Source organism: Microbacterium sp. UBA7513 (assembly GCF_002478345.1).
In the GTDB taxonomy this organism is placed as follows: domain Bacteria; phylum Actinomycetota; class Actinomycetes; order Actinomycetales; family Microbacteriaceae; genus Microbacterium.
On record NZ_DLNJ01000023.1, the window covers coordinates 57724 to 84121 of the forward strand.

Annotated in this window: 27 protein-coding genes; 12 read left to right on the top strand and 15 right to left on the bottom strand. The window is 69.6% G+C overall.

Features of this window, described 5'->3' with window-relative positions; translation table 11 throughout:
* Positions 1-1322 (bottom strand): ABC-F family ATP-binding cassette domain-containing protein (locus B2W79_RS13485; protein ID WP_292790220.1); only part of this gene is annotated, 1322 nt, incomplete at its 3' end.
* 166 nt (positions 1323-1488) lie between these two features.
* On the opposite strand from B2W79_RS13485, the gene B2W79_RS13490 reads away from it, so the two are divergent.
* From B2W79_RS13490 to B2W79_RS13505, 4 genes are all read left to right on the top strand, one after another.
* Entirely contained in the window at positions 1489-2106 is a 618-nt protein-coding gene (locus tag B2W79_RS13490) for a DedA family protein (RefSeq protein WP_292790221.1), read from the top strand.
* A gap of 5 nt (positions 2107-2111) precedes the next feature.
* The gene (locus B2W79_RS13495; RefSeq protein WP_292790222.1) at positions 2112-3380 is read left to right on the top strand and encodes a sensor histidine kinase; all 1269 of its coding nucleotides are present in this window, start codon (positions 2112-2114) and stop codon (positions 3378-3380) included.
* Positions 3377-4048, top strand: a complete 672-nt coding sequence (locus tag B2W79_RS13500) for a response regulator (RefSeq protein WP_292790223.1) — start codon at positions 3377-3379, stop codon at positions 4046-4048. Before B2W79_RS13495 ends, B2W79_RS13500 begins: the two co-directional genes overlap by 4 nt.
* A 96-nt stretch (positions 4049-4144) precedes the next feature.
* Entirely contained in the window at positions 4145-5455 is a 1311-nt protein-coding gene (locus B2W79_RS13505) for an acyltransferase family protein (protein ID WP_292790224.1), read from the top strand.
* A gap of 3 nt (positions 5456-5458) precedes the next feature.
* On the opposite strand, the gene B2W79_RS13510 is transcribed toward B2W79_RS13505, so the two are convergent.
* Positions 5459-6052: an energy-coupling factor transporter transmembrane component T gene (locus B2W79_RS13510; RefSeq protein WP_071329607.1), complete on the bottom strand. Its 594-nt coding sequence runs from the start codon at positions 6050-6052 to the stop codon at positions 5459-5461.
* Entirely contained in the window at positions 6049-6762 is a 714-nt protein-coding gene (locus tag B2W79_RS13515) for an energy-coupling factor ABC transporter ATP-binding protein (RefSeq protein WP_292790225.1), read from the bottom strand. Before B2W79_RS13515 ends, B2W79_RS13510 begins: the two co-directional genes overlap by 4 nt.
* A gap of 50 nt (positions 6763-6812) precedes the next feature.
* Between B2W79_RS13515 and B2W79_RS13520 the strand changes: the two genes are divergently transcribed.
* Positions 6813-7397: a TetR family transcriptional regulator gene (locus B2W79_RS13520; RefSeq protein WP_071329476.1), complete on the top strand. Its 585-nt coding sequence runs from the start codon at positions 6813-6815 to the stop codon at positions 7395-7397.
* On the opposite strand, the gene B2W79_RS13525 is transcribed toward B2W79_RS13520, so the two are convergent.
* The 7 genes from B2W79_RS13525 to sufB all read right to left on the bottom strand — a co-directional run bounded on the left by B2W79_RS13525 (position 7360) and on the right by sufB (position 14035).
* Complete coding sequence (locus tag B2W79_RS13525; RefSeq protein WP_292790226.1) at positions 7360-8730, bottom strand: MFS transporter; 1371 nt, start codon at positions 8728-8730, stop codon at positions 7360-7362. The genes B2W79_RS13520 and B2W79_RS13525 overlap by 38 nt on opposite strands.
* A complete protein-coding gene (locus tag B2W79_RS13530) occupies positions 8727-9881 on the bottom strand; it encodes a MalY/PatB family protein (protein ID WP_292790227.1) in 1155 nt (384 codons plus the stop codon). The genes B2W79_RS13525 and B2W79_RS13530 overlap by 4 nt, the downstream gene beginning before the upstream one ends.
* A gap of 93 nt (positions 9882-9974) precedes the next feature.
* Positions 9975-10304, bottom strand: coding sequence for a metal-sulfur cluster assembly factor (locus B2W79_RS13535; RefSeq protein ID WP_017202280.1), 330 nt, complete (start codon positions 10302-10304; stop codon positions 9975-9977).
* 9 nt (positions 10305-10313) lie between these two features.
* Entirely contained in the window at positions 10314-11084 is a 771-nt protein-coding gene (sufC, locus tag B2W79_RS13540) for a Fe-S cluster assembly ATPase SufC (RefSeq protein ID WP_025103648.1), read from the bottom strand.
* A 3-nt stretch (positions 11085-11087) separates the two neighbouring features.
* A complete protein-coding gene (locus B2W79_RS13545; RefSeq protein ID WP_071329480.1) occupies positions 11088-11414 on the bottom strand; it encodes a non-heme iron oxygenase ferredoxin subunit in 327 nt (108 codons plus the stop codon).
* Positions 11411-12616, bottom strand: a complete 1206-nt coding sequence (gene sufD / locus B2W79_RS13550; protein WP_292790228.1) for a Fe-S cluster assembly protein SufD — start codon at positions 12614-12616, stop codon at positions 11411-11413. Before sufD ends, B2W79_RS13545 begins: the two co-directional genes overlap by 4 nt.
* Complete coding sequence (sufB, locus tag B2W79_RS13555; protein WP_025103651.1) at positions 12617-14035, bottom strand: Fe-S cluster assembly protein SufB; 1419 nt, start codon at positions 14033-14035, stop codon at positions 12617-12619.
* Positions 14036-14267: 232 nt separating this feature from the next.
* Between sufB and B2W79_RS13560 the strand changes: the two genes are divergently transcribed.
* Complete coding sequence (locus B2W79_RS13560; RefSeq protein ID WP_292790229.1) at positions 14268-15389, top strand: COX15/CtaA family protein; 1122 nt, start codon at positions 14268-14270, stop codon at positions 15387-15389.
* A 54-nt stretch (positions 15390-15443) separates the two neighbouring features.
* On the opposite strand, the gene B2W79_RS13565 is transcribed toward B2W79_RS13560, so the two are convergent.
* From B2W79_RS13565 to B2W79_RS13580, 4 genes are all read right to left on the bottom strand, one after another.
* Positions 15444-15809, bottom strand: a complete 366-nt coding sequence (locus tag B2W79_RS13565) for a hypothetical protein (RefSeq protein WP_292790230.1) — start codon at positions 15807-15809, stop codon at positions 15444-15446.
* A 50-nt stretch (positions 15810-15859) separates the two neighbouring features.
* Entirely contained in the window at positions 15860-16150 is a 291-nt protein-coding gene (locus B2W79_RS13570; protein WP_292790231.1) for a hypothetical protein, read from the bottom strand.
* Positions 16147-16851: a hypothetical protein gene (locus B2W79_RS13575; RefSeq protein WP_292790232.1), complete on the bottom strand. Its 705-nt coding sequence runs from the start codon at positions 16849-16851 to the stop codon at positions 16147-16149. Before B2W79_RS13575 ends, B2W79_RS13570 begins: the two co-directional genes overlap by 4 nt.
* Positions 16852-16960: 109 nt before the next feature.
* Positions 16961-17257, bottom strand: a complete 297-nt coding sequence (locus B2W79_RS13580; RefSeq protein WP_292790233.1) for a hypothetical protein — start codon at positions 17255-17257, stop codon at positions 16961-16963.
* Between the two features lie 237 nt (positions 17258-17494).
* Here B2W79_RS13580 and B2W79_RS13585 point away from each other — a divergent pair, with 237 nt between their 5' ends.
* Positions 17495-17980, top strand: a complete 486-nt coding sequence (locus B2W79_RS13585) for a hypothetical protein (RefSeq protein ID WP_025103653.1) — start codon at positions 17495-17497, stop codon at positions 17978-17980.
* Here the strand turns inward: B2W79_RS13585 and B2W79_RS13590 are convergent.
* Positions 17926-18831, bottom strand: a complete 906-nt coding sequence (locus B2W79_RS13590) for a heme o synthase (RefSeq protein WP_029989291.1) — start codon at positions 18829-18831, stop codon at positions 17926-17928. The genes B2W79_RS13585 and B2W79_RS13590 overlap by 55 nt on opposite strands.
* 250 nt (positions 18832-19081) lie before the next feature.
* Between B2W79_RS13590 and tkt the strand changes: the two genes are divergently transcribed.
* Genes tkt through B2W79_RS13615 form a run of 5 tightly spaced genes read left to right on the top strand, consistent with a single transcriptional unit; the run spans position 19082 to position 26394 of the window.
* Positions 19082-21178: a transketolase gene (gene tkt / locus B2W79_RS13595; protein ID WP_292790311.1), complete on the top strand. Its 2097-nt coding sequence runs from the start codon at positions 19082-19084 to the stop codon at positions 21176-21178.
* Entirely contained in the window at positions 21175-22287 is a 1113-nt protein-coding gene (tal, locus tag B2W79_RS13600) for a transaldolase (RefSeq protein ID WP_292790234.1), read from the top strand. The genes tkt and tal overlap by 4 nt, the downstream gene beginning before the upstream one ends.
* Positions 22284-23891 (top strand): glucose-6-phosphate isomerase, encoded by a 1608-nt coding sequence (locus tag B2W79_RS13605; protein ID WP_292790236.1) that lies wholly within the window; start codon positions 22284-22286, stop codon positions 23889-23891. The genes tal and B2W79_RS13605 overlap by 4 nt, the downstream gene beginning before the upstream one ends.
* 20 nt (positions 23892-23911) lie before the next feature.
* Positions 23912-25462 (top strand): glucose-6-phosphate dehydrogenase, encoded by a 1551-nt coding sequence (zwf, locus tag B2W79_RS13610; RefSeq protein ID WP_071329489.1) that lies wholly within the window; start codon positions 23912-23914, stop codon positions 25460-25462.
* On the top strand, positions 25459-26394 hold the full coding sequence (locus B2W79_RS13615) for a glucose-6-phosphate dehydrogenase assembly protein OpcA (RefSeq protein ID WP_060921903.1): 936 nt from the start codon (positions 25459-25461) through the stop codon (positions 26392-26394). The genes zwf and B2W79_RS13615 overlap by 4 nt, the downstream gene beginning before the upstream one ends.
* Positions 26395-26398 lie beyond the last annotated feature (4 nt).

Below are 26398 nucleotides of genomic sequence, written 5' to 3' on the forward strand. Positions count from 1 at the left end.
CCCGCCGGCTTGAGGACGTCGTCGCCGGTGAACAGGAAGGAGCCGAGGACCTTGCGGGCCTCCGTCTCCGTGATGTGCGGAGCGGCCGACACCATGTTCTCCAGGACCGAACGGCTGACGTCGAGGTTCTCGTGCTCCTGCGCGTAGTACCCGACCTTGAGGCCATGCCCGGGCTCGAGCTGACCGGTGTCCGGCTTGTCAACACCCGCGAGCATGCGCAGCAGCGTCGTCTTGCCCGCACCGTTCAGGCCGAGCACGACGACCTTGGAGCCGCGGTCGATCGCGAGGTCGACGTCGGTGAAGATCTCCAGCGAGCCGTACGACTTCGACAGCCCGGAGGCCATGAGCGGGGTCTTGCCGCAGGGGGCGGGCTTCGGGAACCGCAGCTTCGCGACGCGGTCCTCTTGACGCACGTCCTCCAGACCGGAGAGGAGCTTCTCGGCACGCGCGAGCATCTGGTGCGCTGCGGCCGCCTTCGACGCCTTCGCCCCGAAGCGCGCTGCCTGCTGCTGCAGGGTCGTCGCCTTCTTCTCGGCGTTGGCCCGCTCCTTCTTGCGACGCTCCTCGTCCGCGGCGCGCTGCCGCAGATAGTTCTTCCAGTTCATGTTGTAGATGTCGATGACCTGGCGGTTGGCATCGAGGTAGAACACCCGGTTGACGGTCTCGCCCACGAGCTCGACATCGTGGCTGATGACGATCAGCCCGCCCTTGTAGTTCTTGAGGAACTCGCGCAGCCACACCACGCTGTCCGCGTCGAGGTGGTTGGTCGGCTCGTCGAGGATCATCGTCTGCGCGTCGGAGAAGAGGATGCGCGCGAGCTCGATGCGACGACGCTGGCCTCCGGAGAGGGTCGACAGCGGCTGGTCGAGGATGCGATCCGGCAGCGAGAGATTGTGCGCGATCGAGGCTGCCTCGGCCTCGGCCGCGTAGCCACCCTGCGCCTCGAACTTCTCGGTGAGCGCCCCGTAGCGCTTCATCGCCTTGGCAGCGACCGCGGGGTCGTCGGACCCCATCGCGAGCGAGGCCTCCGTCATGCCGAGGTTGAGCTGGCCGAGGCCGCGGGCATCGAGGATCCGGGTACGGGCGAGGTCTTCCGGATTGCCCGAACGCGGGTCCTGCGGCAGGTAGCCGAGTTCTCCGGACCGGGTGACGGTGCCACCCGAGGGCAGCACGTCGCCGGCGAGCACCTTGGTGAGCGTGGTCTTGCCCGCACCGTTGCGTCCGACGAGGCCGATCTTGTCGCCGTCGGACACACGGAACGAGACGTTCTCCATCAGCAGGCGCGCGCCAACGCGGATCTCGAGGTCGTGCACGGCAAGCACAGCGGACGTCCGTTCGTTCGGGAGGAGGTGATGGCCGAGCGGCCAGCCAACCAGTATATGCCGCCCTGCCTGTGGCGACGCCCGGCACGGATATCCCTCTCCAGGGTGACCGAGGCGATACCGCGGAGTGATGCCCCTCTGCCTACCCCCTGCTTACGGTGCCGGGGTGGACATCCTCAACGACCTCATCCTGCAGGCGATCGCCTCCCCCTGGCTGTACGCCGTGCTGTTCGCGGTGACCGTGATCGACGGGTTCTTCCCGCCGGTCCCGAGCGAGACGGTCCTCGTCGCCGCGGCGGCGGTGGCCGCGTCCACCGGTGACGGCAACATCGTGCTGCTGGGTGCGGTCGCCGCCCTGGGCGCCGCGATCGGCGACAACATCGCGTTCCTCATCGGCCGCCGGCTGGGCACGACCAGGTTCGCCTGGATGCGGCGCCCCCGCGTCGCCGCGGCGTTCGCCTACGCGCAGCGTGCGCTCGACCGTCGCAGTGCCACACTGATCCTTGGCGCCCGCTATATCCCGATCGGACGCGTCGCGGTGAACATGTCCGCCGGAGCGCTCGGGTTCCCGTGGCGGCGGTTCCTCCCGCTGAGCCTCATCGCCGGTGTGAGCTGGAGCGTGTTCAGTCTCGCGATCGGGCTCCTCGCCGGCGCCTGGCTGCACGACCAGCCCGTGCTCAGCGCCGCCATCGGCGTCGTCATCGCCCTGATCGTCGGCGTCGTCATCGATCGGATCGCCGCGCTCCGCCGCCGCCGTACGCCGGTCGCGCACCTGGCAGGATGAGACGCATGGCACGCCGCCGAGAGCGCACCCCGCGCCCGTCACGGATCAGCCGTCGCACCGGCGCCCTCGTGGCGCTGACCGCGGCGGTCGTCGTGCTGTACGCGCTGCTGGTCCCGCTCCAGACGGTGCTTTCCGGCACGCCGCTGCCGCTGTCCTTCCTGCTCGGCGCCGCCGTGTGCGGCGCTCCCCTCCTGATCCCCTCCCGTCCGCGGACGGCGATCGTCGTCTTCACCGCCGGCGCCTTCCTGCTGCCTCTGCTCGTCGAGCCGGCGCGCGCGATCCAGTCGCCCTGGCCGTGGTCGGTACCGGCCCTGCTCGCGTTCGTCCTCTTCGTGGGCGTGATGTCCTTCGTGCAGGGAGCCCGACTCGGCGCCCTGACTCTCGTGATCGGTGCGCTCACCTCGCTGACGGCGCCCCTGCTGCGTCCGGACATGGTCGCCACGCCGGCGAGCTCCGGCAGCGCGACAGCCAACCTCATCGTGACGACGTCGGTCGCCGCCGCGATGTTCCTCATCGCCGTCCTCGTCGCCGGCCGCGTGCGGGTGGCGGCCGAGCTGACCAGGGAGAAGGAGCACAGCGCGCTGGAGGAATCCCGGCGTGCTCTCGTGGAGGAGCGCACCCGGATCGCCAGGGAGCTGCACGACGTCGTGGCGCACAGCATGTCGGTGATCCAGGTGCAGGCGTCGACCGCGCGCTACCGGATCGCAGGCCTCGATGCCGACGCCGCCGCCGAGTTCGACGACATCGCCGCCACCGCCCGGACCTCGCTCACCGAGATGCGGCGCATGCTGGGGGTGCTCCGCACGGAGGACCAGCATGCCGAGCTCGCACCGCAGCAGGGGCTGGACGACGTCCCCGCCCTCGTCGACACGATCCGCCGGGCCGGCGTGGAGGTCGGCCTCGTGCTCGAAGGGATCGAAGCCGCGTCCGCGGCTGGACCGGGCGTGCAGATCGCCGCCTTCCGCATCGTGCAGGAGGCCCTGAGCAACGCCGTCCGCCATGCCCCGGGTGCCCGTGTCACGGTCCGCCTCTATGCCGACGCCGACAGCCTGCACATCCGGGTGCGCAACGCCGCACCGGCACAGCCGACCGAGAGCCCCTCCGGCGGCTACGGCCTCCGGGGAATGCGCGAGCGCGCCGAAGTGCTCGGCGGAAACCTCGCCGCCGGGCCGTCCGACGACGGCGGCTGGACCGTCGAGGCCACCCTACCGCTGTCCGCGACAGCCGCACCGCCCGCCCCGACCGCCTCGGCGGAAGACAAGGAGAACCCGTGACCATCAGCGTGCTCATCGCCGACGACCAGGCGATGGTCCGCGCCGGTTTCGCCGCCCTGCTGGACGCGCACGAGGGGATCCGCGTGGTGGGCCAGGCGGCCGACGGCGCGGAGGTCGTGACACTCGCCGCGCGGCTCGATCCCGACGTCATCCTCATGGACGTCCGCATGCCGGAGCTCGACGGCATCGAGGCCACCCGCCGCATCCTCGGCCCGTCATACCCGGCCGCGCACGTGCCGCGGATCCTCATGCTCACCACGTTCGACATCGACGACTACGTCTACGACGCCCTCGCCGCCGGGGCCAGCGGCTTCCTCCTCAAAGACGCCCTGCCGGAGGAACTCGTCCATGCCGTCCGCGTGGTGGCAGGGGGCGATGCACTCCTCGCCCCCAGCGTGACCCGGCGCATGATCGAGCAGTTCGCCGGACGGCGGCCGGCGTCGCGCCGGTCTGCGACGGCCCTCGCCGATCTCACCGACCGCGAACGGGAGGTCCTCGTCCTCATCGGCAAGGGCCGGTCGAACACCGAGATCGCCGGTGACCTGTTCATCGCGGAGCAGACCGTGAAGACCCACGTCGGCAAGGTGCTCGCGAAGCTCGGCCTCCGGGACCGCGTGCACGCCGTCATCCTCGCCTACGACACCGGCCTGGTCGAGCCGTCGGCCTGAGTCACCCCTGCGTAGGGGGCAGGACGGCACCACGGAGTGATGTCCCGCCCACCACCGCCTCCATAACCTCCGAGGACACCGTTCCCAGGAGGACTCATGGTCATCGCCGCGGCTCCACGCCTCAGCACCCCCACCCCCGCTTCATCCGATCACGCGGGTCACCGCGACACCGGCATCGACGTCGTGCGCGCGCTCTGCGTGCTCGGCGTCGTCCTGCTGCACGCTGTCATGGTCGGGGTCACCGTGTCGGAGACCGGGCCGGTGTTCGAGAACGCGAGCGACGGCACGAGCTGGATCGCGCCGCTGAGCTGGCTGCTGCAGGTGATGCCGCTCTTCTTCGTGATCGGAGGGTTCTCGGGGCTCCTCGCATACCGCCGCCTCCGCGCCCGCGGCGGGAGCGCGGCCGCCTTCGTGGCCGGTCGGGTGCACCGGCTCCTGCGCCCGGCCCTGTTCGCGGTGGGCGCGGTCGGGGTCGCGCTCGCGGTGCTCACCGTCCTCGGTGTCGCGCCGAATCTCATCGCCGTCGCGGGCTTCCGATACGGGCAGCCTCTGTGGTTCCTCGGGGTCTTCTTGCTGTGTCAGGCGCTGCTCCCCGCGTTCGTCGCCCTGCACGAGCGCGCGCCCCTGCGCACGATAGCCTTCCTCGCCGGTGCGGCCGTGGCGGTCGATCTCCTGCGGGCCACGACCGGGAACGACGCCGTGGGGTTCCTCAACCTCGCCTTCGTGTGGTTGACGATGCAGCAGCTCGGATTCCTCCTCGCCGACGGCCGCGTGGACGCCCTGCGTCGCCGCGCCCGCGTCGTGATCGGCGCCGGCTCCCTCGCTCTCCTCATCGCCCTCTTCCTCGTCGGGGTCTACTCCCCCGACCTCATCGCCAACATCAACCCGCCGACGTCCGCCCTGCTGCTGGTCGGGCTGATCCACACGACCCTGTTCTCCCTCCACCGCGCGCGCATCGGGCGCTTCAGTCGTCGCATCCCGGTGGCCGCGTTCACCGCCTTCGTCACCCGGCGGACGATGACGATCTACCTCTGGCACATGCCGGTGCTCCTGGCGATGGCCGGAGCGACGGCCCTGGTCGCCCTGCTCGGCGGCGTGGCCCTTCCCGCCCTCGACAGTGCGGAGTGGTGGGCCGCCCGCCCGCTGTGGCTCCTGTCGGCTGTCGTCCTCACCGCGGTGGTCGCGGTGCGCGTCGACCGATTCGAGAACCACCCCTCGCCGGAGGCGACGGCGTCGCACCGCCGCCTGGCGCTGGGAACGCTGCTGGGTCTCGGCGGAGTGATGCTGCTCCTGGTGCTCGGCACGACGGTCGCCACCGCTGCGCTCGCCGTCCTGCTGCTGGTCGCCGCGCTGCGCCTGGCGGGACGCCCCGGCAGTGCCGTCCCCGGCACCGCCGTCGTGGCGTGACCGTCAGCCGACCCCGCGGGCGGCGAGGGCGTCGCCGACCTGATCCGCGTGGCGCAGCGTCAGCACGAGCAGCGGCACGACGCCGCGCACACCCAGGCGCACTCCTCGCGCGCGCTCCGCGTCCCGTACCCGCTGCGCGAATCCGGCGACGACGGGCACCATGGTCACCGTCAGAGACACCGCCATCGACACCGCCTCGGGATCGATCCCGACACGGCGCACGGGACGCAGGAGGCGCTGCAGCACGGCCAGGAGATCGGACATGCGCGTGGTCAGGGTGAGGAGCGCGGCGAGCAGCAGCAATGCAGCGACTCTCCCGGTGCTCACCCAGGCGGCGACGGGAGACACGAAGACGGCGAGGGCGACCGCGAGCACGACCAGGACCGCACGCAGCCGCCACAGCTCGGTCCCGGCGGCGGAGAGCGGCACACCGGCGATCGGGTAGAGCGCGATCACGGCCACGAGGCAGACGGCGATGCTGATCGGCCCCTGCGGCACCATCGTCAGCGCGAGCGCCGCGACGGCGAGCCCGGCGAGCTTCGGGCCGGCCGGCACCCGGTGCAGCAGTCCCGCACCGACCGGGGACGGCAGGATCATGCGCACAGCCGCCGGTAGCGCGCGACGACCGCGTCGGGATCCCCCTGATCGATGACGCGTCCGCCGTCGAAGAGGATGGCCGTGTCACAGCGGGCGGCGAGCTCGAGATCGTGGGTGACGACGAGCACCTGCGCTTCCTGCGACAGGAGGAGGTCTCCGATCCGTCGCGCGTTGCGCAGGTCGAGAAGCGTCGTCGGCTCATCCGCCACGATCAGCCTCGGCTCGGCGAGGAGCACTGCGGCGAGGGCGAGCATCTGCTTCTGTCCTCCCGAGAGCGAGGACGCCGGGACGTCGGCGTGGCCTCCGAGTCCGTGCCGGTCCAGCGTCTCCAACACCCGGCGGGCGATCTCGTCACGGGGTCGCCCTCGCAGAGACAGCGCGAGATCCTCGGCCGGGGTCGGCATCAGGATCTGGGCATCCGGATCGGTGAAGACGAAGCCCACCCGGCGGCGGACGGCGGTCCGCTCCCGGAGCGCGTCGAGGCCGTGGACGGTGACCGTTCCCGTGGTCGGCGTCATGAGGCCGTTCAGCAGCCGGGCGAACGTCGACTTCCCCGAGCCGTTCGCTCCGATCACGGCGATGCGCGGTGCGGTGAGCTCCAGCGTCACGTCGTCGAGGAGCACACGGTCGTCGATGGTCACGCTTACAGCGTCGAGACGCAGCGTTCCCGGCTCCGCGATCGTGGTCGCCTCCCGCTCCCGCCAGCGCATCCATCCTCCTGAACAGCGTTCACCTGAACGCCGTTCACTATAGTGGGGGCATGAGTCCCGAGACGAATCCCGCCCGTCACGATCGGGAGAGCGTCGCACGGACCGCCCTCGCCCTTCTCGACGAGGTGGGGTTGGCCGATCTCTCCATGCGCCGCATCGCGGCCCGGCTCGACGTACAGCCGAGCGCCCTCTACTGGCACGTGGCGAACAAGCAGGAGCTCCTCGCCGACCTCGCCGATCGGATCACCGCGACCGTCCCGGACGGAGCGGAAGGAGTGCTCGCGACCGCCCGTGCGCTCCGCGACGCCCTCTTCGCCTACCGGGATGGCGCCGAGCTCGTCCTCAGCACGTACGCGCTCCAGCTCGGCTCTGCACATGCACGCAACGCCCTGGTCGCCGCGCTCCGCACCGAGGGGGCGGCCGATGCCGAGGACCGCGGGGCGGCGCTCCTGCACTTCGTGCTCGGCCACGCCACCCTCGTCCAGCAGCGGATGCATGCCGACAGCCACGGCGCTCTCCCGACATCCGGCGAGGTCGACGTCACCGCGGGCCTGGACCGCGTGTTCGACCTGGGCGTCGTCGCGCTGGCCGGCGAGCTCAGCGCGCCCGTGACTCCGCGGCGTGCCCGAGCCTGAGCCCGGGGATCGCCGCGAGCAGCACCAGCACGGTGCCGAGCACGAAGACGACCGCGAACGCGTCAGCGCCGCCGCCGAGCGAGGCCACGGCCAGCCCGGCGAGGGCGATCGCCACCGCCGAGCCCGTAGCGTCCGAGATCGAGAGCGCCGACGAGTTGAACCCCTGGTTCGTCTCATCCGAGTAGGCGAGGGTCAGCACGGTGAGCCGCGGGTACAGCAGCCCCATGCCGCCCCCGGCGAACGCCCAGCCGATGATCACGAACACCGGGGAGACGTCGAACGCCGCCGCAGCCAGCACGCAGAGCATCGCCACCAGCAGTGCCCCCAGGCTGAGGGCCGTGATGCGGTGATTGCCCAGCCGCTCGCCGTAGCGACCCTGCGCGGCGGAGGCTCCGGCCCAGGCGAAGGCTGCCAGCATCAGCGCGATCCCGGCCCAGGTGGCGGAGAAGTCGAACTTCCGCATCAGCAGGTACGGGATGTAGGCCTCGGCGGCGAAGAACGCCCCGGCTGCGATCCCGCGCATGAGCACGACGCTGGGGAGCCCGGCGCCCGCGCGCAGCGTCCGCCGCGGCAGGAGTGGCAGCACCGCCACGCCGATCGCGAGCATGGCGCCCAGAGCCACCGGCCAGCCCATCCCCGGCTCCAGCTCGGCGGACAGTCCGATGGCCACCGCGAGCATCGCCACGACGACGGCGAGCGAGAGGCGCGAGAGCAGCGCACGACGGTCCTGCGGCTCGCCGCGTCCGAGATCGACACCCCGCAGTCGGATCGCGATCATCACGAACGCGATCGCGGTCAGAACCGCCACGCCCAGGAACGCCCACCGCCAATCGAGGTACTCCGCCACCGCTCCCGCGAGGAAGGGCCCGATCATCGACGGGACCACCCAGGCCGCGGCGAACGCCGCGAACACCCGCCCGTGCAGGTGCGGCGGATACAGCCGCGCGACCACGACGTACAGGGCGACCGTCTGGCCACCCGCGCCCAGCCCCTGCACCAGCCGACCGATCAGGAACTGGGGCATCGTCGTCGCGAACCCGGAGATCAGCAGACCCAGGATGAAGAGGGTGACCGCGGCGTACAGCGCGCCGCGCGGACCACGCGCATCCGACCAGGCTCCGGTGGCGACCATCCCGATCACGCTGGTCGCGAGCGTGCCCGCGAAGGCGACGGCATACAGCGACTGGCCGTCCAGGGCATCGCTCACGATCGGCATGACCGTCGTCACCGCGAGGGCCTCGATCGCGGCGAGGAAGATCAGGGCGACAGCACCCAGGGTCACCCAGACCCGGCTGCGGTCCCAGATCGTGGCGGTGGGCTCCGCCGTCGTCATCGCTCGACGAGCGCGGCGATGCGCTCGATCGCCTCGGTGAGGATCTCGGGGCTGGTGCCGAAGTTGAGCCGCACGTGCCCGGCCCCTTCCTCCCCGAAGGCCGGGCCGAAGTGCAGCGCGACCTTCGCCTCGCGGAGGATCTTCCGAGCGGGGTTGTCGCCCCAGCCGAGGGCGGAGAGGTCGATCCACGCGAGGTATCCCGCGTCCGGAAGACGGTAGCGGGCGGCGGGCAGGTGGCGCGCGAGGAGGTCCTCCAGCAGCACGCGGTTCTCGTCGAGGGTGCGCAGGAGGCCGTCCAGCCACGCGTCGCTCTCCTCGGAGAACGCGGCGACGGCCGCGAGCAGACCGAACTGCCCCGTCCGCCACTCCACCTCGACCGGCAGGTCGCGCACGACCGCGGACGTCTCCTCCGCGGCGGTGACCATGAGCGCGCACTTCAGTCCCGCGAGGTTGAAGGCCTTGCTCGCGCTCACGACGGCGTAGCCGACCCGGGCAGCCGCGTCGCTCGCGGCGAGGAAGGGCGTGAATCCCGTGCCCGGCTGGGCGAGCGGCGCATGGATCTCGTCCGAGACGACGGTCGCGCCGAACTCCTCGGCCAGTTCCGCCAACGCGGACAGCGCCTCTCGATCGTGCACGGTGCCGGTGGGGTTGTGCGGGTTGCAGAGGAGCATGGCCGTCGCACCGTCCTCGAACGCGGCGCGGATCCCGTCGAGGTCGAGCTCCCACCGCGCCCCTGTGTCGCGCAGCGGGACGCGCTGCACCTCGGCACCGGCCTCGGCGACGAGGTCGTAGAAAGGCGGGTAGACCGGAGGCGTCACGACGACGCGCTCCCCCGGCTGCGTGACGCGGCGGAGGACCTCGACGATGCCCATGCTCACGTCCGCCGTGCTGCGCATCCGCGCCGGGTCGGGACGCCAGCCGAAGCGGCGCTCCGCGAAGCCCGCATACGCCTCCGCCAGCGGTGTCCGCGAGGCGATGTATCCGGTGTCTCCCAGATCCAGCGCCCGCTGCAGTGCGGCGGTGATCGCCGGGGCGAGCGGGAAGTCCGTCTCCGCGACGAAGAGGGGCAGCACGTCTTCGGGATACTCCCGCCACTTCTCGCTGGTCCGCTCGCGCAGCTCCGACAGCGACAGAGCCTTCACCGACAGCATTCGTCCTCCGATTCTCTCCGCGCCGATGCGGAGACGTCGAAGCGGGCGTGCCCGGCACGCCCGCTTCGTCTGGTGGTCAGGTGACCGGAACGCTCAGATCGCGAACCCGAGCGCACGCATCATGTCGCGCCCGTCGTCCGTGATCCGCTCGGGTCCCCACGGCGGCATCCACACCCAGTTGATGCGGAAGCGGTCCACGACGTTGTCCAGGGCCTGCGCCGTCTGGTCTTCGAGGACGTCCGTGAGCGGGCAGCCCGCACTGGTCAGCGTCATGTGGATGACGAGAGCGTCGTTCTCGTCATCCCAGGCGAGGTCGTAGATGAGTCCGAGGTCGACGACGTTGATCCCGAGCTCAGGATCCATCACGTCCTTGAGAGCCTCGGTGACCGCGTCGTACTTCTCGTCCGTCAGGGTCGCTGTCATGCGATCAGCCTACGCCTCGATGGGAGCGGAGGGGTCGAGGAACCGGTCGTAGCCCTCGTTCTCCAGACGGTCGGCGAGCTCGGGGCCGCCCTCCTCGACGATCTTGCCCGCGACGACCACGTGCACGTAGTCGGGACGGATGTAGCGGAGGATCCGGGTGTAGTGCGTGATGAGCAGCACACCGAGACCGGTGGACTCCTTCGCACGGTTGACACCCTCGGAGACGATCTTCAGCGCGTCCACGTCGAGGCCGGAGTCGGTCTCGTCGAGCACGGCGAACTTCGGCTTGAGCACCTCGAGCTGGAGGATCTCGTGGCGCTTCTTCTCGCCGCCCGAGAAGCCCTCGTTGACGTTGCGCTGCGCGAACTTCGGGTCCATGCGGAGGTTGGCCATGGACTCCTTGACGTCCTTGGTCCACTGCCGGATCGAGGGCGCCTCGCCGTCGAGCGCGGTCTTCGCGGTGCGCAGGAAGTTCGTCACCGTCACGCCGGGGATCTCGACCGGGTACTGCATGGCGAGGAACAGACCGGCGCGGGCGCGCTCGTCGACGCTCATCGCCAGGACGTCCTCACCGTCGAACGTGATGGAGCCGGAGGTGACCGTGTACTTCGGGTGGCCGGCGATCGTGTAGGCCAGGGTGGACTTGCCGGAGCCGTTGGGGCCCATGATGGCGTGGGTCTCACCGGTGTTCATGGTGAGGGTGATTCCGTTGAGGATCGGGGTGGTCCCCGCCTCGGTCTCGACCGTCACATGCAGGTCGCGGATCTCGAGAACAGACATTCTTCAGACTTCCTTCGTCACAGCGGGATCGATGAGCACGTCGTCGCCGTCGATCTCGACGACGTAGACCGGGACGGGCTCATATGCGGGGAGATTCTGGGGCTTGCCGGTGATCAGGGAGAACGCGGAGCCATGGGCCCAGCACTCCACCGTGTCACCTTCCACGAAGCCCTCGGACAGCGAGATGTCGCCGTGGGTGCAGGTGTCGCCGATGGCGTGGATGACGCCCTCGCCGTCCTTGATGACCGTGATCGGCACGCCGTCCGGCTCGACGCGAAGCGGCGTGTCCTGCTCCAGCTCGGAGACGCCGCAGACGCGCTGCGCGCTCACGCGTCCACCTCGGCGAGCTCGGCCTCGATGGCGGCCAGCAGCTCCGACTCCAGGTCGGGGATGCCGAGGCGCAGCACGATGTCGGTGAGGAAGCCGAGCACCACCAGCCGACGGGCCTCGTCCTCCGGGATGCCGCGGGCCTGGAGATAGAAGAGCTGCTCGTCGTCGAAGCGGCCGGTGGCACTCGCGTGCCCGGCCCCGACGATGTCGCCCGTCTCGATCTCGAGGTTCGGGATGGAGTCGGCGCGTGCGCCCTCCGTGAGCACCAGGTTGCGGTTGGCCTCGTAGGAGTCGGTGCCGGTGGCGTCCGCCCCGATCAGCACGTCGCCGATCCACACGCTGTGGGCGCTCTCGCCCTGCAGCGCGCCCTTGTAGAGCACGTCGCCGGTCGTGTGCGGGCCCTTGTGGTGCAGGTACACCTGGCTCTCCAGGTGCTGACCGGAGTCGGCGTAGGACAGCCCGTAGAGGTAGCCCTCCGAGCCGGCACCGGCGAGCTCGACGCTCGGGTTCACGCGCACCACGCCGCCGCCGAAGCTGACGACGAAGTGCTTGAGGGTGGCGTCGGCCGCGACCCGCGCCTGGTGGGCGGCCGCGTGCACGGCGTCGTCGTCCCACTGCTGCACGGAGACGACGGTGAGCTTCGCCCCGTCACGGACGATGATCTCGACGTTCTGGGCGTACTGCGCCGAGCCCTTGTGCTGCAGCGCCACCGTGGCGGCGCTGTGCTCGAGGGCCTCGATCACGATGTGGGCGTCCGCCCGACGGTCGGCGCCGGTGCCCGTGAGCGACAGGAAGATCGGCGCGGCGACCTCCTCCTCGCGCGGGATGCGGATGTGCAGGGCCTCGGAGGCGCCCTGCCACGCGACGGCGGCGGTGATGTCCTCGGCGAGGAAGACCTCGCCGCGCGGAGCGGTTCCCGCCGCGAGCGGCGCGGCGACGTACTGCTCGCCGGACGTGAAGGAGTACTGCACGCCCTCGTCGCCCTCGGCCGTGCGGAACAGCGGCGTGAGCGCGGCCACCGGCGTGTGCTTCCAGTTCACCTCGCGACCGGTCGGCGTGCCGAAGTCGTCCGGGTCGAACGAGTGCGGACGCTCGGAGCGGGTCTGCACCGGGACGAATCCGGCGTCCGCCACCTGGGCGGCCGGGTCGATGTGCGCGTTCGTGTGCTGCGCCTCGCTGGGCGCTGTCGTCGAGGCCGCCATTTAGCCGACCGATCCTTCCATGCCCATCTCGATGAGCTTGTTCAGTTCCATCGCGTACTCCATCGGGAGCTCGCGCGCGATCGGCTCGATGAAGCCGCGCACGATCATCGCCATCGCCTCGTCCTCGGGCATGCCGCGAGACTGCAGGTAGAAGAGCTGCTCCTCGCTGACCTTGGAGACCGTGGCCTCATGGCCGAGCTGCACGTCGTCGACACGGATGTCGATCGCCGGGTAGGTGTCGGAACGGGACTTCGTGTCCACGAGGAGGGCGTCGCAGCGGACGGTGTTCGCCGAGTGATGGGCGGCAGCGTCGACACGCACCTCGCCGCGGTAGCCGGCACGGCCACCCCCGCGGGCGATCGACTTCGAGACGATCGACGACTGCGTGTACGGCGCCATGTGGATCATCTTCGCGCCGGCGTCCTGGTGCTGGCCGGGGCCGGCGAAGGCGACGGAGAGGGTCTCACCCTTGGCGTGCTCACCCATCAGGTAGATCGACGGGTACTTCATCGTCACCTTGGAGCCGATGTTGCCGTCGACCCATTCCATGGTCGCGCCCTCGTGCGCCACGGCGCGCTTGGTGACCAGGTTGTAGACGTTGTTCGACCAGTTCTGGATCGTCGTATAGCGCACGCGGGCGTTCTTCTTCACGATGATCTCGACGACGGCCGAGTGCAGGGAGTCCGACTTGTAGATCGGGGCCGTGCAGCCTTCGATGTAGTGGACGTAGCTGTCCTCGTCGGCGATGATCAGGGTCCGCTCGAACTGGCCCATGTTCTCGGTGTTGATGCGGAAATAGGCCTGCAGCGGGATCTCGACGTGCACGCCCTTGGGGACGTAGACGAACGAGCCGCCCGACCAGACGGCGGTGTTCAGCGCGGCGAACTTGTTGTCGCCGGCGGGGATGACCGTGCCGAAGTACTCCTCGAAGAACTCGGGGTGCTCGCGCAGGGCGGTGTCGGTGTCCATGAAGATGACGCCCTGGGCCTCCAGGTCCTCGCGGATCTGGTGGTAGACGACCTCGGACTCGTACTGCGCAGCCACACCGGCGACCAGGCGCTGACGCTCGGCCTCGGGGATGCCCAGGCGCTCGTACGTCTCGCGGATCTCCTCGGGGAGGTCTTCCCAGCTCTGCGCCTGCTTCTCGGTGGAGCGGACGAAGTACTTGATGTTGTCGAAGTCGATGTCGCTGAGGTCGGCGCCCCAGGTCGGCATCGGCTTGCGGCCGAAGAGCTGATAGCCCTTGAGACGGGTCTTCAGCATCCACTCCGGCTCGTTCTTGAGGGCCGAGATCCCGCGGACGACCTCTTCCGAGATCCCGCGTTTCGCGACGGCACCCGCGGCATCCTCATCGTGCCAGCCGAATTCGTACACCCCCAGACCATCGAGCTCCGGGCGGTCGATCAGCACATCCGACATGCAACACTCTCCTCACAGGTCCCAAACGGTGTCATCCGCCCCGACACACCTGATCCCCGTCGAGTCTGCGGGAGCGGGTGCCGTTGGTGGGGCCCTCATCACGGGCGCTTCCATCGCGCCTAAACTGTTGACGATGCTTCAGCGCTGTCAGCGCTCATCGCAACAATCCGATTCTACAGGTTCCGCCTGACGGACGGGCCGTGCGCCACGTCTTCGACGGGCCGGAGGACTTATGCCCGAGACGACCATCCCCGCCCCCTCGACGAACAGGGCGACCGCCTCCCCCCGCTCCGCGGTGTGGGGTCGTGCGCTCACCGTCTTCGCGTGGCTGTCGTTCCTCAGCGAGACGATCATCATCGGCACCGGCGGCGCCGTGCGGCTGACCGGATCCGGCCTCGGCTGCACCGAGTGGCCGCTGTGCACGCCCGAGTCGCTCGTCCCGATCGTCGAGGTGCAGGGCATCCACGGGATGATCGAGTTCGGCAACCGGCTGATGACCGGCGTCGTCGGGATCATCGCGATCGCCGTCGTCCTGCTCGTCCTGCACACCATCAGCGGCCGCCGGGCTCTCATCGACGCCCTGTGGTTCGCGGTCGGCGGTCTCGCCGGCGCGGCCGTCGCCTTCGTCCTGGTCTCGCTCACCGACTTCCCGGCGTTCCCCGTCGCCTCCGCCGTGCTCCTGATCGCGGTGATCGCGGCGGCGGTCCACTCGGTGCGCACGACGCCCGCCCGGCGGGACCTCGTCCTCCTCGCCTGGCTCGTGCTGATCGGCGTCGTCGCACAGGCCCTGGTCGGCGGCATCACCGTGCTCACCGGCCTGAACCCCTTCATCGTCGGGTTCCACTACACGTCGTCGCTCCTGCTCGTCTGCATCACCGCCGCGTTCCTCGTGCGGCTGGCGACTCCGGAAGGACCGCGAGAGCGGGCCGTCCCCACCTGGTTCGCGATCGTGACGCACGTCACCGGCCTCGCCCTGGCCGTGACCATCCTGTTCGGCGTGCTGACGACCGGATCCGGCCCGCACTCGGGCGACGCCGACGTGCTGCGCCGCGGCTTCGACGCCACGATCCTCGCCCATGTCCACTCCTGGCCGGGATACATCCTGGCCGCCCTCGTGCTCTTCCTGACGGTATCCGCCTGGGTCTTGCGCCTCGAGCCTCGCCGGTGGCTGCTCGTGCTCGTCATCGCGATCCTCGTGCAGGTGGCCGTCGGCGTCTGGCAGGCGCGGGAGGGGCTGCCGCCGGTGCTCGTGGGCATCCACATGGTCCTGGCATCGCTGTCGGCCGCGACCTACACGGTCGTCGTGCTGCACCTCAAGCGCACCGCGTCCGTCGTACCCACCGGCGGTTCATGATCCGCGACGACGACCGGGGCGCGGAACGGGGCGACGGCTTTCGTCGATTGCGCGCTACTCCGAAGCTTCATCCACGAGCCGGAACTCGATATCGAGGACATCATCCGGGTCATGGAAACGGATTGTGCCTGATCGGAACGGAACGTCGAAACTGGCGCGGCTGGCGTCCCAGTCGCCTTGCGATGCTTCCAGGAAGACGAGCGTGAGTTCGGCTTCGTCCGGAAAAACCCGCCAGGTGCCCGTGGCATTGAAGTCGTTGTCAGCGTCCCTGTCCTCGAGGGGGTTGAAGGACGCGTCAGTGATCGTGAAGGTGCCGTCAGAACGGATCGACAACACACCGTGGTCGTTGTCGACAGCGCCCCACTCGCCGACCGGTGAGGTGAGTTGCGGACCCGCGCACCCAGCGAGGACCAGTGCCACAGCTACGGTGACACTCGCGACCGGGAGGCTCTGACGACGGCATCGAGTGTTCACGGGTACACCGTTTCGGTCCAGACGATGGTTTGGTGATGCGTGGACCATAGCCCCTCTCTCGCATTTGCTTCCGACATCGCCTCAAACACCCCAGGGATGTGAGCACCCCCAGTGAGGGGAACACGGGTAGCAGAATCAATGGACGTGTCGTTGTTGATCACAAACGTCACCTCAACCCCGCGATCCGATCGCGGTTCCCCAGCCCGGACTTCGAGGTCAAAAGAGCCCAGGAAGGTTTCGGGCAGGTTCTGCCCACCGAGCACCACATCCGGGATCGCACCGGTCATCGTGCTAAACATAATGTTGACCCCGTCGGCGCCCAGCACCAACGGCTGATCACTGATCGATCGATCGTAAGAACGCGGAGCCAACGACGTGAGCTTTCCGCTTCGCAGCTCGTCGAGTACTTGCTCCCGGGTTGCGGTGATGTGGTACTGCGCATGAGGGTCTGCACGAAGATGTCGTTGTCGGTGAGGACGGCACCGCGTTCATCACCCGTCCGAAAATGCTCGAACAGATCCATCACCCGGTCATTCGTCGCGTCTCTTCGGGTTCCAGGAACCGGATCGGTGGTGCAATCCAGATCACCCCACCCGAGTGAGGCCGCCGTCGCAAGCGAAACCGCGAGGTCACTATCAGCCGCTTGACGGTCGACTGCGAGTTTTTTCAACGCTGTCGCGGCGGTGCTGGCCGCTGCGCGGGCTTCTTGTTCGGCGGCGAACCGGTCCCCGGGCTCGCCGCCGAAGGACGCATCGTTCATCACTCCGCTCAGGGCCGCCTGTGATGCTGCGAGTTCTTCTTTCAGAGGCTCGGCGAGTCGGGAGATTTCCACCACGGCATCTCGGTACGTGATGATCGATTTCCTCGCGGTTGTCATCGCATCAGTGGAGTCGTCAAGGCGGCTGTGGAATTCCTCGAGGCGTGTACGGAACGCGTCCGCAGCGCGGCCGCTCCACGCATCGTCAAGATCACGCAGAATCGTCGACACCACATCCTGTGCGTTGGCCAGTCCACAAGCTGAGCATCAGCCCAAGCAATGGCGGTGGCGAACGCGGCCGTGTCACCGGCCCCGGGATCGCGGTCCGTCCAATGCACTGTCATCGCTCCAACGCCCCGATGGACGTCGCGAGTGAGTCGAGATGGGCATGCTCCCCCGCCACAAAATCAGCCAACGCCCCATCCAGCCCACCAGCGAGCCGCCTACAGGCGAGCGAGAGAAAGCCGAGCGCATCCGACCACCCGCCAGCAAACACCTCTGCCGCAGACGCGACGAGATCACTCCCAGCGATCGAGAGATCAAGGCCCGACTCGTCCCCCGGTCCCACCTTGAAGTCGTGCAGCAACGTAGACGTCGCCTCTACAGCCACGAAATCGACGTGAATACGCCTGTCCATACAATCCCCCCGGATCATCGATTCGCCCAGCGAGCTTAGCGCCCGGTCCTCTGTAGGCGTGGCCGCACCGGGATAACACAGCTACAGCTCCCCCACAGCGACCCACCTGTTCAAGAGAGAGGTCGTGGCAGCAGTCGATGGCCCGTCGCTCGTGAACTGATCGTCGCTCTCTGCCGCACAGACGATCCATAGCGCGCGCACCGGGCGCTCATCACCGCATCGACCATCGTGGTCGACATGAACAAGACACTCACCCGCAGCGCCGGGTTCTGGCTCCTCATCGTCGTCTCCCTCGCCGCGGTCGGGGTCGGCGGCTGGATGATCGCCGGACAGGTCGGCACGATGACCACGACCCTGATGGACGGCACCGCCACCGGTGTCGAGGTGTACGTCGGTCAGTCGCTCGTCGTCGTCGGCGCGGTCGTCCTCGGTGCGGGCCTGGTGGGCCTGCTCCTGTCGCTCGGCCTCGTCGCCGCGCGCACGCTGGTTGCCACCCCCGTCACCGCCGCGCCGGTCGTCGAGCACGAGGCGCCGAGCATCCAGGACGAGACGATCGAGACGGTCTCAGTCCCGCGCGACGAGCCCGCTCTCCGGACCGCCGATGCCGAATTCGCAGAGCCGCAGGTCGATGCGGAGCCTCAGGCTGACGAGCCCCAGGCCGACGAGGATCAGAAGGGCAGCAGCGGGTCGATCGCCACGGCGACGAACAGCAGCGTCAGGTAAGTGATCGAGGCGTGGAAGACTCGCATCGGCCGCGCCTCGGTCCCCCGCACCGCCTGGTTGTACAGGCGGTGCGACTCATAGATGAACCAGCCGCCGAACACCAGGGCGGAGACGGTGTAGACGAGGCCCATGCCGGCGATCGGCACGAGCAGCAGCGAGCAGGCGACCGTGGCCCACGCGTACAGGATGACCTGCAGGCCGACCTGCGACGCGTTGCGGGTGACGCCGAGCATGGGCACGTCGACATCGTCGTAGTCGTCCTTGTACTTCATGGACAGCGGCCAGTAGTGCGGCGGCGTCCAGAGGAAGACGAGCAGGAAGAGGATGAAGGCCGGCCAGTCGAGAGAACCGGTGACGGCGGACCAGCCGATGAGGACCGGGAAGCACCCCGCGATGCCGCCCCAGATGATGTTCTGCTCGGTGCGGCGCTTGAGGATCATCGTGTAGATCACGACGTAGAAGAAGATCGCGGAGGCCGACAGGATCGCCGTGAGCGGGTTCGTGGTGAACCAGAGCCACACGGTCGACACGATCGCGAGCGTCCACGAGAAGATCAGGGCGCCGCGCGGGCTGACCTCGCCGGTCACGAGCGGCCGGTTCTCCGTGCGGTGCATGTGCGCGTCGATGTCGCGGTCGAGGTACATGTTGAACGCGCCGGCCGAACCGGCGCTCATCGACCCGCCGATGACCGTCGCGAGGACCAGCCAGAGATCGGGCAGTCCGCCCTGCGCGAGGAACATGACCGGAACGGTCGAGACGAGGAGGAGTTCGAGGACCCGGGGCTTCGTCAGAGTGACGTAGGCGCTCACCGTGCGACCGATGGACGACTTCCGTACGGTCTGATCAGACATCGTCGAGATCTCGATCGCCTCCTCCGCGCGCGTTACCGGACAACCTCTCCAGTGTATGACACGCCGTGACGCGTTCCGCGCCTTCCGACCCCCGGCCGCGGAGACCGTCCCCGCTATGCTGAGAGCACTCGCGCGCCCGGTGCTGCGCACAAAACCCGCCCGTCTCCCGGACGATGCGGGATGCGCCAGGGAAGTTGCGGATGCGCCAGGGAATACCGGCGCCCTCGAAACTGTCGGAAAGGGCATGAACGTGTCGGAATTGCAGTGGGACGAGATCGATCGACGCGCGGTGGACACCGCCCGGATCCTGGCGGCCGATGCGGTCGAGAAGGTCGGCAACGGTCATCCCGGCACGGCGATGAGTCTGGCTCCCGCCGCCTATCTGCTCTACCAGCGGGTGCTGCGGCATGACCCGACCGACACCGACTGGCTCGGCCGCGACCGCTTCATCCTGTCCGTCGGCCACTCGTCGCTGACGCAGTACGTGCAGCTCTACCTGGGCGGGTTCGGGCTCGAGCTCGACGACCTCAAGGCGCTCCGCACCTGGGGGTCGAAGACCCCCGGTCACCCCGAGTACGGCCACACCAAGGGCGTCGAGATCACCACGGGCCCACTGGGCCAGGGCCTCGCCTCGGCAGTCGGCTTCGCGTACGCCGCCCGGTACGAGCGCGGCCTCTTCGACCCCGAGGCCGCAGCGGGCACGAGCCCGTTCGACCACTTCGTCTACGTGATCGCGGGCGACGGCGATCTGCAGGAGGGCGTCACCAGCGAGGCCTCCTCGCTCGCCGGCCACCAGCAGCTCGGCAACCTCATCGCGATCTACGACTCCAACCAGATCTCCATCGAGGACGACACGAACGTCGCCTTCACCGAGGACGTCGCGGCTCGGTACGAGGCCTACGGCTGGCACGTGCAGACGGTGGATTGGAAGAAGACCGGCGAGTACGTGGAGGATGTCGCCGAGCTCCACGCCGCGATCGAGGCGGCCAAGGGCGAGACCGACAAGCCGTCGCTCATCATCCTCAAGACCACCATCGGCTGGCCTGCTCCCGGCAAGCAGAACACCGGGAAGATCCACGGATCGGCGCTCGGAGCCGACGAGCTCGCCGCCACCAAGAAGGTCCTCGGGTTCGACCCGGAGCAGACCTTCGTCGTCGCCGACGAGGTGCTGGAGCGCACGCGCGGCCTCGCGGAGCGCGCCGCCGAGGCCCGCGCCGCCTGGCAGGAGTCGTTCGATGCCTGGGCGGCCGCCAACCCCGAGCGCAAGGCCCTGCTCGACCGCGTCGAGGCCCACGAGCTCCCCGCCGACATCGCCGACGCACTCCCCGTCTTCGAGGCCGGCAAGGACGTCTCGACCCGCGCCGCGTCCGGCCAGGTCATCAACGCGCTGGCCGCGCAGCTCCCCGAGCTCTGGGGCGGCTCCGCCGACCTCGCCGAGTCGAACCTCACGACGATCAAGGACGCGCCGTCGTTCATCCCGGCTGAGTGGTCGACCCACGAGTGGTCGGGCACCCCGTACGGCCGGGTGCTGCACTTCGGCATCCGTGAGCACGCCATGGGTGCGATCGTCAACGGCATCGTGCTGCACGGGCCCACGCGCGCCTTCGGGGGCACGTTCCTCATCTTCAGCGACTACATGCGTCCGGCCGTGCGCCTGGCCGCGCTGATGAATGTGCCGAGCGTCTTCGTCTGGACGCACGACTCCGTCGCCCTCGGCGAGGACGGCCCGACGCACCAGCCGATCGAGCAGCTCGCGACGCTGCGCGCGATCCCGAACCTGGCCGTCGTCCGTCCCGCGGACGCCAACGAGACGGCCGCCGTGTGGCTCGAGATCCTCCGGCGCCACGAGGGCCCGGCCGGCATCGCACTGACCCGCCAGAACATCCCGGTGTTCCCGCGCGGCGAGGGCGAGGCCTCGGGCGACACCTTCGCCTCCGCCGCCCAGGCCGCCAAGGGCGCCTACGTCCTCGCCGAGGCGCCGAACGGCACGCCGGACGTCATCATCGTGGCGACCGGCTCCGAGGTGCAGCTCGCGGTGAACGCCCGCGAGGTGCTCGCCGGCGAGGGCGTGAACGCCCGCGTCGTCTCCGCCCCCTCGCTGGAGTGGTTCGCGGAGCAGGACGAGGCCTACCGCGAGAGCGTGCTGCCAGCGTCCGTCACCGCCCGCGTCTCGGTCGAGGCCGGTTCCGTGCTCACGTGGCGCGGCATCGTCGGCGACCGCGGACGATCGGTCGGCATCGACCACTTCGGCGCCTCCGCCGACTACAAGACCCTCTTCGAGAAGTTCGGCATCACCACCGAGGCCGTCGTCGCGGCCGCCCGCGAGACCATCAAGGAGAACGCATGAGCACCCCCACCGCCCAGCTCGCCGCCGCCGGCGTCAGCATCTGGCTCGACGACCTCTCGCGCACCCGCATCTCCTCCGGCAACCTCGCCGAGCTGATCGCGACGCGCAACGTCGTGGGCGTCACCACCAACCCGACCATCTTCGCGAACGCGATCACGGATAAGAACGACACGTCCTACGACGCGCAGGTCACCGAGCTCGCCGCGTCCGGAGCCTCGGCCGAGGACGCGGTGTTCGCCGCGACGACCCAGGACGTCCGTGCCGCGCTCGACGTCTTCCGCCCGGTGTGGGAGGAGTCCGGCCACGTCGACGGTCGCGTCTCGATCGAGGTCTCCCCCGACCTCGCCCACGACACCGACGGCACCGTGGCGCAGGCCAAGGAGCTGTGGGACCGGATCGACCGGCCCAACCTCCTCGTGAAGATCCCGGCGACCAAGGCCGGCCTCCCAGCCATCACCGAGGCGATCGCGAACGGCATCAGCGTCAACGTGACCCTCATCTTCAGCCTGGAGCGCTACGCCGAGGTCATCGAGGCGTACCTCACGGGCCTCGAGCGGGCCAAGGACGCGGGCATCGATCTGTCCACCATCCACTCCGTGGCCTCGTTCTTCGTCTCCCGGGTCGACACCGAGACGGACAAGCGCCTGACCGCGATCGGAACGGACGCCGCCGCCGCGCTGAAGAGCAAGGCGGGGCTCGCAAACGCCCGACTCGCCTACGAGCTCTTCGAGAAGACGTTCGCCGAGAAGCGCGCGCAGGATCTCCTCACCGCCGGCGCCAACGTCCAGCGCCCGCTGTGGGCCTCGACCGGCGTCAAGGACCCGAACCTCCCCGACACGCTGTACGTGACGGAACTGGTCGCCGACGGCGTCGTCAACACGATGCCGGAGAAGACCCTCGAGGCGACGTTCGACCACGCCGTCGTCACGGGAGACACCATCACCGGCGGCTACGAGGAGGCCCGCGAGGTCTTCGCCGGGCTCGCCGAGGTGGGCGTCGACTTCGACGCCGTGACCGAGGTGCTCGAGGAGGAGGGGGTCGCGAAGTTCATCGACTCCTGGCACGATCTGCTCGCACAGGTCACCGAGGCTCTGGAGGCCCAGCGATGACCTTCGCCATCCACGCATCGGGCGCGGCGCGCGTCGCCATCGAGGAGACCGTGCCCGCCCTGGTCCACGACCTCGTCGCCTCCCGCATCACCGGCGGCGACGCTACGCTCTGGGGTCCGGCCGCCGAGGCCGAGGCGTCGGTCCGCCTCGGCTGGGTCGAGGCCGTCTCGGTCTCCCGCCCGCTGGTCGCCGAGATCGTCGCGCTGCGCGAGGAGTTCGCAGCGAAGGGCGTCACGCGCGTGGTGCTGGCCGGAATGGGCGGCTCGTCGCTCGCTCCCGAGGTCATCGCGCAGACGTCCGGCGTCCCGCTCACGATCCTCGACTCCACCGCCCCGGGACAGGTGCTCGCCGCGCTCGACGAGGGTCTCGCCGAGACGGTCCTCGTCGTGTCCTCGAAGTCGGGCTCCACGGTCGAGACCGACTCGCAGCGCCGCACCTTCGAGGCCGCCTTCCGCGACCTCGGCATCGACCCCACCGAGCGGATCGTCGTGGTCACCGATCCCGGTTCGCCGCTCGACGCCTCCGCACGCGAGGCCGGCTACCGGGTCTTCAACGCCGACCCGAACGTGGGCGGCCGCTACTCGGCACTGACCGCCTTCGGCCTCGTCCCGTCGGGACTCTCCGGCGTCGACATCGACGAGCTCCTGGACGAGGCCGAGGCCTCGCTGCTCGAGGTGGCCGTGGACTCCGCCGACAACCCCGCACTCCGTCTCGGGGCCGCGATCGCCGCCACCAGCCCCCGCCGCGACAAGCTGGGTCTGATCACCGACGGCACGCACATCAAGGGGCTGCCGGACTGGATCGAGCAGCTGATCGCCGAGTCCACAGGCAAGGAGGGCACGGGCATCCTCCCGGTCGTCCTGCTCCCGGTCTCGCCGGAGCTCGACCCGGTCCCCGCCGACCTCCAGATCGTGCGTCTCGTCGACGACGCCAACGAGTTCCACCTGCACGAGCGGCACGAGGGCGAGATCCTCGTCAGCGGCACACTCGGCGCGCAGTTCATCGTCTGGGAGTACGCGACGGCCATCGCCGGGCACCTCCTCGGCATCAACCCGTTCGACCAGCCCGACGTCGAGTCGGCCAAGGTCGCCGCCCGGGGCCTGCTCGACGCCCGACCGGAGCCGACAGCTCCCGCATTCGTCGAGAACGGCGTCGAGGTCCGGGTCTCCGACCCCGCCCTCGCCGTGTCTGGCACCGTCGAAGGCGTGCTGGACGCCCTCTGGGCCCAGCTCCCCGCCGACGGCTACGTGTCGATCCAGGCGTACGTCAACCGCCTCGAGGTGCCGCAGCTCCAGGGCCTGCGCGAGCTCGTCGCCGCCGACTCCGGGCGCCCGACCACGTTCGGCTGGGGACCGCGCTTCCTGCACTCCACGGGTCAGTACCACAAGGGCGGCCCCGCTCAGGGCGTGTTCCTGCAGATCCTGGAGCGCACGGACGTGGACCTCGAGATCCCCGACCGGCCGTTCACGTTCGGACAGCTCATCCAGGCGCAGGCGGCCGGCGACGCGGGCGTGCTCGCGGAGCACGGACGACCCGTCGTCTCGCTGACGATCACCGAGTCCTCGGACGACGTGCTCGCCCTCTTCGAAGCCGCACAGAAGTAACCGCAGGAGAGCCCCCACCGATGTCTGTACCCATCTCGCGCGGGCACAACCCGCTGCGCGACCCCGACGATCGTCGTCTCAACAGGATCGCGGGGCCCAGCGCCCTCGTGATCTTCGGCGTGACGGGTGATCTGTCCCGCAAGAAGCTCATGCCGGCGGTCTACGATCTCGCGAACCGGGGGCTCCTGCCCCCGGGCTTCGCGCTCGTGGGCTTCGCCCGCCGCGACTGGGAGGACCAGGACTTCGCCCAGGTCGTCTACGACGCCGTGAAGCAGCATGCCCGCACGCCGTTCCGCGAGGAGACCTGGACGCAGCTGCTCCAGGGCATCCGGTTCGTCTCCGGCGAGTTCGACAACCCCGACTCCTTCCGCAAGCTGCGGGAGACCGTCGAGAAGCTCGACGTGGAACGCGGCACCATGGGCAACCACGCCTATTACCTCTCGATCCCGCCTAAGGACTTCCCGCTCGTCGCGAAGCAGCTCAAGGAATCGGGGCTCGTGGGCGAGGACGCGGACGACGACGAGCGCTGGCGGCGCGTCGTCATCGAGAAGCCGTTCGGGCACGACCTCGAGTCGGCGCGCGCTCTCAACGCGGCCCTCGAGGTGGCGTTCCCCGCCGACTCGATCTTCCGCATCGACCACTACCTCGGCAAGGAGACGGTGCAGAACATCCTCGCGCTGCGCTTCGCCAACGAGCTGTACGAGCCGATCTGGAACCGCAACTACGTCGATCACGTGCAGATCACGATGGCCGAGGACATCGGCGTCGGCGGTCGTGCGGGGTACTACGACGGGATCGGCGCCGCCCGCGACGTCATCCAGAACCACCTGCTCCAGCTCCTCGCGCTCACGGCGATGGAGGAGCCCATCAGCCTCTCCGCCGAGCATCTGCGGGCCGAGAAGGAGAAGGTCCTCGCCGCGGTGCACGTGCCGGAGGATCTCTCCCTCGCCACCGCGCGCGGGCAGTACGCCGGAGGCTGGCAGGGCGGCGAGAAGGTCACCGGCTTCCTCGACGAGGAGGGGATGAACCCCGAGTCGACGACGGAGACCTACGCGGCCATCAAGCTGGAGATCGACACCCGACGCTGGGCCGGCGTGCCGTTCTACCTGCGGACGGGCAAGCGCCTCGGCCGTCGGGTGACGGAGATCGCCGTGGTGTTCAACCGCGCGCCGCAGCACCTGTTCGGCCGCGGCAACGCCTCGGAGCTCGGGCAGAACGCCCTGGTGATCCGCGTCCAGCCCGACGAGGGCGTGACGATCCGCTTCGGCTCGAAGGTGCCGGGCAACGGCACGAACGTCCGCGACGTGACGATGGACTTCGGCTACGGCCACGCGTTCACGGAGGCGAGCCCGGAGGCGTACGAGCGTCTGATCCTCGACGTCCTCCTGGGCGATCCGCCGCTGTTCCCGCGGCACGAGGAGGTCGAGCTCTCCTGGAAGATCCTCGACCCGGTGGAGAAGTACTGGGCCGCCCAGGGCGGTCCGGTGGAGCAGTACGCGCCCGGCTCGTGGGGACCGGCCTCGGCCGACGACCTGCTGGCCCGCGACGGACGAGTCTGGAGACGCCCGTGATCATCGACCTTCCCGACACGACCGTCAGCCAGGTCGCCAAGCAGCTCGTCAAGGTGCGCGAGGAGGGCGGCGCCGTCGCCCTCGGCCGTGTCCTCACCCTGGTCATCGCCGCCCGCAAGGGCGTCGCGGAGGCCGCGATCGACGCGGCGAACGATGCGTCGCGCGAGCACCCGATGCGCGTGATCGTGCTGACGACCGGCGACGGTGAGTCCCGCCTCGACGCGCAGATCCGCGTGGGAGGAGACGCCGGGGCCAGCGAGGTCGTCGTGCTGCACGCGCACGGCGCCGCCGCGAGCAACGAGGAGAGCCTGCTCACCGGGCTGCTCCTCCCGGACGCCCCGGTGGTGGCGTGGTGGCCGGACGAGGCCCCCACCTCTCCCGCGACCTCGCCGCTCGGCCGCATCGCCCAGCGCCGGATCACCGACGCCGCCACGTCTCCGGACGTCCGCGACCGGCTCGCCCTCCTCGGGCGCACGCACGCCCCCGGCGACACCGACCTCGCCTGGACGCGCCTCACGCACTGGCGCGAGCAGCTCGCCGCGGTGCTGGACCAGCCGCCGTACGAGACCATCACCGCCGTCGAGGTCCGTGGCGGGAGTGCCTCGCCCTCCACGGCGCTGCTCGCCGCCTGGCTGCAGATGGCCCTGGACGTCCCGGTGCGGTGGTCGTACGAGGACCCGGAGCACTGGCAGGAGGGCATCAAGTCGGTGCGCCTCACCCGGGAGTCCGGCGACATCCTCCTCGAGCGCCCGTCGCCCGGCGTCGCCGTGCTCACCCAGCCGAACCAGCCCGACCACGACCTTCACCTGCCGCGGCGGACGCTGCGCGAGTGCCTCGCGGAGGAGCTGCGCAGGCTCGACCCCGACGTCCTGTACGGTCGAGTGATCACGGAGGGCTGGGAGAAGCTCGGTCCGCCCGAGACAGGAGAGTGACCTC

Bases quoted from the DNA above. Each gene is read 5' to 3' on its own strand.
- B2W79_RS13495 (WP_292790222.1), top strand. From the start codon at position 2,112: ATGGCACGCCGCCGAGAGCGCACCCCGCGCCCGTCACGGATCAGCCGT.
- B2W79_RS13505 (WP_292790224.1), top strand. From the start codon at position 4,145: ATGGTCATCGCCGCGGCTCCACGCCTCAGCACCCCCACCCCCGCTTCA.
- B2W79_RS13510 (WP_071329607.1), bottom strand. From the start codon at position 6,052: ATGATCCTGCCGTCCCCGGTCGGTGCGGGACTGCTGCACCGGGTGCCG.
- B2W79_RS13515 (WP_292790225.1), bottom strand. From the start codon at position 6,762: ATGCGCTGGCGGGAGCGGGAGGCGACCACGATCGCGGAGCCGGGAACG.
- B2W79_RS13520 (WP_071329476.1), top strand. From the start codon at position 6,813: ATGAGTCCCGAGACGAATCCCGCCCGTCACGATCGGGAGAGCGTCGCA.
- B2W79_RS13525 (WP_292790226.1), bottom strand. From the start codon at position 8,730: ATGACGACGGCGGAGCCCACCGCCACGATCTGGGACCGCAGCCGGGTC.
- B2W79_RS13530 (WP_292790227.1), bottom strand. From the start codon at position 9,881: ATGCTGTCGGTGAAGGCTCTGTCGCTGTCGGAGCTGCGCGAGCGGACC.
- B2W79_RS13535 (WP_017202280.1), bottom strand. From the start codon at position 10,304: ATGACAGCGACCCTGACGGACGAGAAGTACGACGCGGTCACCGAGGCT.
- sufC (WP_025103648.1), bottom strand. From the start codon at position 11,084: ATGTCTGTTCTCGAGATCCGCGACCTGCATGTGACGGTCGAGACCGAG.
- sufD (WP_292790228.1), bottom strand. From the start codon at position 12,616: ATGGCGGCCTCGACGACAGCGCCCAGCGAGGCGCAGCACACGAACGCG.
- sufB (WP_025103651.1), bottom strand. From the start codon at position 14,035: ATGTCGGATGTGCTGATCGACCGCCCGGAGCTCGATGGTCTGGGGGTG.
- B2W79_RS13560 (WP_292790229.1), top strand. From the start codon at position 14,268: ATGCCCGAGACGACCATCCCCGCCCCCTCGACGAACAGGGCGACCGCC.
- B2W79_RS13570 (WP_292790231.1), bottom strand. From the start codon at position 16,150: ATGACCGGTGCGATCCCGGATGTGGTGCTCGGTGGGCAGAACCTGCCC.
- B2W79_RS13580 (WP_292790233.1), bottom strand. From the start codon at position 17,257: ATGGACAGGCGTATTCACGTCGATTTCGTGGCTGTAGAGGCGACGTCT.
- B2W79_RS13585 (WP_025103653.1), top strand. From the start codon at position 17,495: ATGAACAAGACACTCACCCGCAGCGCCGGGTTCTGGCTCCTCATCGTC.
- B2W79_RS13590 (WP_029989291.1), bottom strand. From the start codon at position 18,831: ATGTCTGATCAGACCGTACGGAAGTCGTCCATCGGTCGCACGGTGAGC.
- tal (WP_292790234.1), top strand. From the start codon at position 21,175: ATGAGCACCCCCACCGCCCAGCTCGCCGCCGCCGGCGTCAGCATCTGG.
- B2W79_RS13605 (WP_292790236.1), top strand. From the start codon at position 22,284: ATGACCTTCGCCATCCACGCATCGGGCGCGGCGCGCGTCGCCATCGAG.
- zwf (WP_071329489.1), top strand. From the start codon at position 23,912: ATGTCTGTACCCATCTCGCGCGGGCACAACCCGCTGCGCGACCCCGAC.